Origin of the sequence: Pseudomonas sp. AP42 (genome assembly GCF_001728935.1) — a bacterium.
In the GTDB taxonomy this organism is placed as follows: Bacteria; Pseudomonadota; Gammaproteobacteria; order Pseudomonadales; family Pseudomonadaceae; genus Aquipseudomonas; species Aquipseudomonas lactis.
The window spans coordinates 1-7,104 of sequence record NZ_LYSO01000184.1 but is presented as its reverse complement, the minus strand read 5'-3'; the positions used below and the strand labels follow the sequence as shown (position 1 = coordinate 7,104).

The following is a 7,104-nucleotide window of genomic DNA, read 5'->3' as shown; positions in this document are numbered from 1 at the left end:
AGCTGGCTTTTGTGGCTATCAGACCTTGACGATCCAACCCGCTGGCGCTTCCACGTCACCGGTCTGTACACCGGTCAGCTCTTTGTAGAGCTTCTGGGTGATCGGGCCCACTTCGGTCTCGCTGTGGAACACGTGCAGCTTGCCGTTGTACTGGATGCCACCGATAGGCGAGATCACGGCAGCGGTACCGCAGGCGCCGGCTTCCTTGAATTGGTCCAGCTTGTCGATGAACACTTCGCCCTCGACCACTTTCAGGCCCAGGCGGGTCTGGGCCAGTTCGATCAGCGACAGGCGGGTGATGCCTGGCAATACCGAAGGCGAACTCGGCGTGATGAACTTGTTGTCGTGGGTGATCCCGAAGAAGTTGGCCGAGCCGACTTCTTCGATTTTCGAATGGGTCATCGGGTCCAGGTAGATCGCGTCGGCGAAGCCGAATTTCTTCGCTTCCGAACCGGGCATCAGGCTGGCGGCGTAGTTGCCACCGACCTTGGCGGCACCGGTGCCTTGCGGTGCGGCGCGGTCGTAGCCGGAAATCTGGAAGTTGTGCGGCACCAGGCCGCCCTTGAAGTAGGCACCGACCGGGATGCAGAACACCGAGAAGATGAACTCCGGCGCGCTACGCACGCCGATGTTGTCACCGGTGCCGATCACGAACGGGCGCAGATACAGCGCGCCGCCACTGCCGTACGGCGGGATGAAGCGCTCGTTGGCCTTGACCACTTGCTTGCACGCGTCGATGAACGCGTCGGTCGGCACTTGTGGCATCAGCAGGCGGCCACAGCTGCGCTGCATGCGGGCGGCGTTCTGGTCAGGGCGGAACAGGTTGATCGAACCGTCCTTGCAACGGTAGGCCTTCAGGCCCTCGAAGCATTGCTGGCCATAATGCAGGGCAGTGGAGCCCTCGCTGATGTGCAGCACATTGTCGTCGGTCAGGGTGCCTGCTTGCCATTCGCCGTTTTTCCAGACCTGGAGAAACCGCTTGTCGGTCTTGATGTAGTCAAAACCCAGCTTGTCCCAATTGATGCTCTCGTTACCCATGACACCCTCTATCTCTGGTCAAGTCGGATTTTTTTCTGGATGGGCGAACAATACTGCATTCACAGGGCTGTTCGCATCCCCTGTAGGAGCGAGCTTGCTCGCGAAGAACGCAAAGGCGCCGCGTTTAATCTGCTGGCCCGCGTTATCGTTGGCGATTTTCGCGAGCAAGCTCGCTCCTACAGGGGGTTGTGTTTTTACAGGTGCAACGCGTGGCCCAACGCCCGCAACGCCGCTTCCTGCACCGCTTCACCCAGGGTCGGGTGGGCGTGGATGGTGCCGGCCACGTCTTCCAGGCGTGCGCCCATTTCCAGGCTCAGGCCGAACGCGGTCGACAGCTCGGATACCCCAGCCCCCACGGCTTGCCAGCCAACAATCAGGTGATTGTCACGCCGCGCCACCACCCGCACGAAGCCGGCTTTGGACTCCAGCGTCATGGCCCGGCCATTGGCGGCGAACGGGAAGCTCGACACGATGCAGTCCAGGCCGGCCGCCTTGGCCTCGTCCGGTGTCTGGCCGACCACCACCAGTTCCGGGTCGGTAAAGCACACCGCGGGTATCGCCGCCGGGTTGAATTTGCGGGCTTTGCCGCTGATCAGTTCGGCAACCATTTCGCCCTGGGCCATGGCCCGGTGCGCCAGCATCGGCTCGCCACTGAGGTCGCCAATGGCATACACGTTACGCATGCTGGTCTGGCAGCGGCTGTCGATCTTGATCGCCGCGCCGTTCATGTCCAGGTTCAGCGCTTCGAGGTTCCAGCCTTGGGTGTTGGGTTTGCGCCCCACGGCTACCAACACCTGATCGGTGTCCAGCGCCAGGGTGTCGCCGTTGGGCGCACGCACTTGCAGTTTGCCGTCGGTAAAACCGGTGACGCTGTGTTCCAGATACAGCTTCACGCCGAGTTTCTTCAGGGATTCAGCCACCGGCAGGGTCAGTTCGGCGTCGTAGGCCGGCAGGATGTGCGCTTGGGCCTCGACCACACTGACCTCGGCACCGAGCTTGCGGTAGGCGATACCCAGCTCCAGGCCGATATAGCCACCGCCCACCACGATCAGGCGCTTGGGCACGCGGGTCGGTGCCAGGGCCTCGGTGGAGGAGATGATCGGCCCGCCAATCGGCAGCATCGGCAGGTTGACGCTCTTCGAGCCGGTGGCCAGCAGCAGGTGTTCGCACTGGATGCGCTGCTCGCCCACCTCGACGGTCTTGCCGTCGATGACCTTGGCCCAGCCATGGATCACCTGCACCTTGTGTTTTTTCAGCAGTGCGGCAACGCCGGTGGTGAGGCGGTCGACGATGCCGTCTTTCCATTCCACGCTCTTGCGGATGTCCAGGGTCGGCACATCCACTTCAATGCCCAGCTGCGAGCCCTGGCTATGGTGCACGGTTTGCTGGAATTGTTCGGCCACATGGATCAGCGCCTTGGAGGGAATGCAGCCGATGTTCAGGCAGGTGCCGCCCAGTGCCTGGCCTTCCACCAGGATGGTCGGGATGCCCAGTTGGCCTGCGCGAATCGCCGCCACATAACCGCCAGGGCCGCCGCCGATAATCAGCAGCGTAGTGTGCAATGTCTGAGTCATGCCCTTACTCCAGGAACAGGCTGGCGGGTTGTTCGAGCAGGCCGCGAATGGCCTGGATGAATTGCGCCGCGTCCATGCCGTCGACCACGCGGTGATCGAAGGAGCTGGAGAGGTTCATCATCTTGCGCACCACGATCTGGCCCTTGATCACCATCGGCCGCTCAACAATGCGGTTGACGCCGACGATGGCCACTTCCGGCAGGTTCAGCACCGGCGTGCTGACGATGCCGCCCAGAGCGCCAAGGCTGGTCAGGGTAATGGTCGAACCGGACAGCTCTTCACGGCTGGCCTTGCCTGTACGTGCGGCATTGGCCAAACGTGCGATTTCTTCGGCAGTGCCCCACAAGCTGCGGGCTTCTGCATGGCGTACCACCGGCACCATCAGGCCCACGTCGCTCTGGGTGGCGACGCCCACGTGCACGGCGCCGAGGCGCGTGATGACCTGGGCTTCGTCGTCGTAACGGGCGTTGATCTGCGGGAAGTCGCGCAAGGCGACAACCATGGCCCGCACGATAAACGGCAGCAGGGTCAGCTTGCCGCGTGTCGCACCGTGCTTCTCGTTGAGGTGCACGCGCAACTCGTCGAGGGCGGTGACGTCGATCTCTTCCACGTAGCTGAAATGCGCGGCGCGGCGGGTGGCGTCCTGCATGCGCTGGGCGATCTTGCGGCGCATGCCGATCACCGGGATCTGGTGTTCATCGTTGCGCTCGGCGTAAGGGTTGGCGGCGCTGGCACCCGTTGCCGGGCCCTGGCGCAAGTAAGCCTCCAGGTCTTCATGCAGAATCCGGCCCGCAGGCCCGGTGCCCTGCACCAGGCGCAGTTGAATCCCGGCATCCAGCGCGTGTTTGCGCACGGCAGGGGAGGCCAATGGGCGTTCGCTGGCTTCACGGGCCACGGGGGCTTGCGGTGCTTTCACTACAGGAGCGGGCTTGCTTTCTACCGGCGCTTGTACCGGTTTGGCTTCTGCCACAGGCGGGGCGACCTTCGCAGGTTCGGCAACCACCGGCACATCCTTGGTATTGCCTGCGCCTTCCACTTCAATGCTGATCAAAATACTGCCCACTGCCATGACCTCACCCGGCTCACCGCCCAGAGAAATCACCTTGCCATGGACCGGCGACGGAATATCCACCATCGCCTTGTCGGTCATTACGTCCGCCAGCACCTGGTCTTCAACCACCAGGTCGCCGACCTTTACATGCCATACCGACAATTCAACTTCCGCGATGCCTTCGCCAATGTCCGGCATCTTGATAACGTGCGTGCCCATTCAGACCTCCATGACCCGTTTCAACGCCGCGCCCACTCGGGACGGCCCTGGGAAATACGCCCACTCCTGCGCGTGCGGGTAGGGGGTGTCCCAACCGGTGACGCGTTCGATCGGCGCTTCCAGGTGGTGGAAGCAATGCTCTTGCACCAGCGAAACCAACTCGGCACCAAAGCCGCAGGTGCGCGTGGCTTCATGCACCACCACGCAACGGCCGGTCTTTTTCACCGACTTGACGATGGTCTCCAGGTCCAGCGGCCACAGGCTGCGCAGGTCGATGACCTCGGCGTCGATGCCGCTTTCTTCAGCGGCGACTTGCGACACATACACGGTGGTGCCGTAGGTCAGCACGGTCACGGCCGAGCCTGGGCGCACGATGGCGGCCACGTCCAGGGGCACGGTGTAGTAACCGTCCGGCACCTGGGCTTGGGGGTGTTTGGACCACGGCGTTACCGGGCGGTCGTGGTGGCCATCGAAGGGGCCGTTATACAGGCGCTTGGGCTCGAGGAAGATCACCGGGTCATCGTTTTCGATGGAGGCAATCAGCAGGCCCTTGGCGTCATAGGGGTTGGACGGCATCACCGTGCGCAGGCCGCACACTTGCGTGAACACCGCTTCGATACTCTGGCTGTGGGTCTGGCCGCCATAGATGCCGCCGCCGCAGGGCATGCGCATGGTCAGTGGCGCGGTGAATTGACCGGCCGAGCGATAACGCAGGCGCGCCGCCTCGGAAATGATCTGGTCGGTGGCGGGGTAGACGTAGTCGGCGAACTGGATTTCGGCCACCGGGCGCAAACCATAGGCGCCCATGCCCACGGCCACACCGACGATGCCGCTTTCCGAGATGGGCGCGTCAAACACCCGCGAGCTGCCGTACTTGGTCTGCAAGCCTTCGGTGCAACGGAACACGCCGCCGAAGTAGCCGACGTCCTGGCCGAACACCACCACGTTGTCGTCACGTTCAAGCATCACATCCATGGCCGAGCGCAGGGCCTGGATCATGGTCATGGTGGTGGTGGTCATGGCGGTTTCCAGTTCGATACTGTTGTTGTGGTCGTTCATGTCACACCCCCAGCTCTTGACGCTGGCGCTTCAAGTGCTCCGGCATCTCTTTATAGACATCCTCGAACATGGTCGCGGCGCTTGGAATCTGGCCACCGGCCAGGGTGCCGTACTGTTCGGCTTCCTTCTGCGCCTTGACCACTTCGGCTTCAAGTTCGGCACTGACCGCCGCGTGTTCCTCTTCGGACCACTGGCCAATCTTGATCAGGTGCTGCTTGAGGCGGGCAATCGGGTCGCCCAGGGGGAAGTGGCTCCAGTCGTCGGCGGGACGGTACTTGGACGGGTCATCGGAGGTGGAGTGTGGGCCGGCGCGGTAGGTGACCCATTCGATCAGGGTGGGCCCCAGGTTGCGGCGCGCACGCTCGGCAGCCCAGGCCGAGGCCGCGTACACGGCGATAAAGTCGTTGCCGTCCACGCGCAGGGAGGCGATACCGCAACCGACGCCGCGTCCGGCGAAGGTGGTGGCTTCACCGCCAGCGATGGCCTGGAAGGTGGAAATCGCCCACTGGTTGTTGACCACGTTGAGGATCACCGGCGCGCGGTACACGTGGGCGAAGGTGAGGGCGGTGTGGAAGTCCGATTCAGCAGTGGCGCCGTCACCGATCCAGGCCGAGGCGATCTTGGTATCGCCCTTGATCGCCGAGGCCATGCCCCAGCCCACGCCCTGGACGAATTGGGTGGCAAGGTTGCCGGAAATAGTGAAGAAGCCCGCCTCCTTGACCGAATACATGATCGGCAACTGGCGGCCCTTGAGCGGGTCGCGCTCGTTGGACAGCAGTTGGCAGATCAGGTCCACCAGCGGCACGTCGCGGGCCATCAGGATGCTTTGCTGGCGGTAGGTGGGGAAGCACATGTCGTCGATATTCAAGGCCAGGGCCTGGGCGCTGCCGATGGCTTCTTCGCCAAGGCTTTGCATGTAGAACGACATTTTTTTCTGACGCTGGGCGACCACCATGCGGTTGTCGAAGATGCGCGTCTTGAGCATGGCGCGCATGCCGCGGCGCATGATCTCGGTGGAGACACCCTCGGCCCACGGGCCCAGGGCCTGGCCCTGGTCGTCGAGCACGCGGATCAGGCCCTTGGCCAGGTCGGCGGTGTCGGCCGGTTCTACGTCGATGGCGGGTTTGCGTACCAGGCCGGCGTCGGTCAAGCGCAGGTAGGTGAAGTCGGTCTTGCAACCTGGGCGGCCCGAGGGTTCGGGAACGTGCAGGCGCAGCGGTGCATACGGCTGGGTCATGGCTTTCTACGCTCTATCTTGTGAATTTCTTGTAGTGGGCGCGCTAGCTGACAGTCAGTCTTCGGGTAGAAGAAATCTTGTCCTACAACAATCATAGGCGTGGCGTAGAAGAATATTTATCTGTGTTTCGTTGCGCTGCCGGCCATTTGCGGATAAAAAAACTGCATAAACATAATAAACAGGTGATTTTGTCTCATGCGCAAACTGGACCGTACCGATATCGGCATTCTCAACGCCCTGCAGGAGAATGCCCGGATCACCAATGCCGACCTGGCCCGCTCGGTCAACCTGTCGCCCACGCCGTGTTTCAACCGGGTCAAGGCGATGGAAGAACTGGGGTTGATTCGGGAGCAGGTCACGCTGCTGGACGCTGATTTACTGGGGCTGCACGTGAATGTGTTCATCCATGTGAGCCTGGAGAAACAGAACGAGCTGGCGCTGCAGCAATTTGAAGGGGCGATCTCGGACCGACCGGAGGTGATGGAGTGTTACCTGATGGCGGGTGACCCGGACTATTTGATCCGCGTGTTGGTGCCCACGATTCAGTCGCTGGAGCGTTTCATGATGGATTTTTTGACCAAGGTGCCGGGGGTGGCGAACATTCGCTCCAGCTTTGCCTTGAAGCAGGTGCGCTACAAAACCGCATTGCCATTGCCAGCCAACGGCATCAGCCTGGGTTCCTGATTCAATACGGGGCAAAATGTGGGGCGTGCCTGCGTGCCTGCGTGCCAGCTGACGTCAATCTACCTGACACTCCACGATCCAACTGTGGGAGCTGGCTTGCCTGCGATGACGGCCTGCCAGCCTACACCTATGTACCTGACACCCCGCAATCCAACTGTGGGAGCGGGCTTGCTCGCGAAGGCGGTCTGACAGTCAACACAGTTGGATTGTGTACATAGCCATTGCTGCGGTAACGGCCACTT

At 62.2% G+C, this 7,104-nt stretch carries 7 protein-coding genes; 1 reads left to right on the top strand and 6 read right to left on the bottom strand.

Translation table 11 applies throughout. The features are described from left to right. Positions 1 to 18: 18 nt before the first annotated feature. Genes A7K61_RS30030 through A7K61_RS30010 form a run of 6 tightly spaced genes read right to left on the bottom strand, consistent with a single transcriptional unit; the run spans position 19 to position 6,178 of the window. Complete coding sequence (locus tag A7K61_RS30030; protein ID WP_069558981.1) at positions 19 to 1,038, bottom strand: branched-chain amino acid aminotransferase; 1,020 nt, start codon at positions 1,036 to 1,038, stop codon at positions 19 to 21. Between the two features lie 18 nt (positions 1,039 to 1,056). Continuing rightward, positions 1,057 to 1,206 carry a hypothetical protein gene (locus A7K61_RS34030; protein ID WP_161952169.1) on the bottom strand — a complete coding sequence of 50 codons (150 nt, stop codon included), beginning with the start codon at positions 1,204 to 1,206 and terminating at the stop codon, positions 1,057 to 1,059. Between the two features lie 26 nt (positions 1,207 to 1,232). Then, on the bottom strand, positions 1,233 to 2,612 hold the full coding sequence (gene lpdA, locus A7K61_RS30025; RefSeq protein ID WP_069558980.1) for a dihydrolipoyl dehydrogenase: 1,380 nt from the start codon (positions 2,610 to 2,612) through the stop codon (positions 1,233 to 1,235). A gap of 4 nt (positions 2,613 to 2,616) precedes the next feature. Further along, positions 2,617 to 3,882 carry a dihydrolipoamide acetyltransferase family protein gene (locus A7K61_RS30020; RefSeq protein ID WP_069558979.1) on the bottom strand — a complete coding sequence of 422 codons (1,266 nt, stop codon included), beginning with the start codon at positions 3,880 to 3,882 and terminating at the stop codon, positions 2,617 to 2,619. Beyond that, positions 3,883 to 4,941 (bottom strand): alpha-ketoacid dehydrogenase subunit beta, encoded by a 1,059-nt coding sequence (locus A7K61_RS30015; RefSeq protein WP_003192306.1) that lies wholly within the window; start codon positions 4,939 to 4,941, stop codon positions 3,883 to 3,885. 1 nt (position 4,942) lies between these two features. Beyond that, the gene (locus A7K61_RS30010) at positions 4,943 to 6,178 is read right to left on the bottom strand and encodes a 3-methyl-2-oxobutanoate dehydrogenase (2-methylpropanoyl-transferring) subunit alpha (RefSeq protein ID WP_003192305.1); all 1,236 of its coding nucleotides are present in this window, start codon (positions 6,176 to 6,178) and stop codon (positions 4,943 to 4,945) included. 195 nt (positions 6,179 to 6,373) lie between these two features. Here A7K61_RS30010 and bkdR point away from each other — a divergent pair, with 195 nt between their 5' ends. Next, positions 6,374 to 6,862 (top strand): Bkd operon transcriptional regulator BkdR, encoded by a 489-nt coding sequence (gene bkdR, locus A7K61_RS30005; protein WP_003174877.1) that lies wholly within the window; start codon positions 6,374 to 6,376, stop codon positions 6,860 to 6,862. Positions 6,863 to 7,104 lie beyond the last annotated feature (242 nt).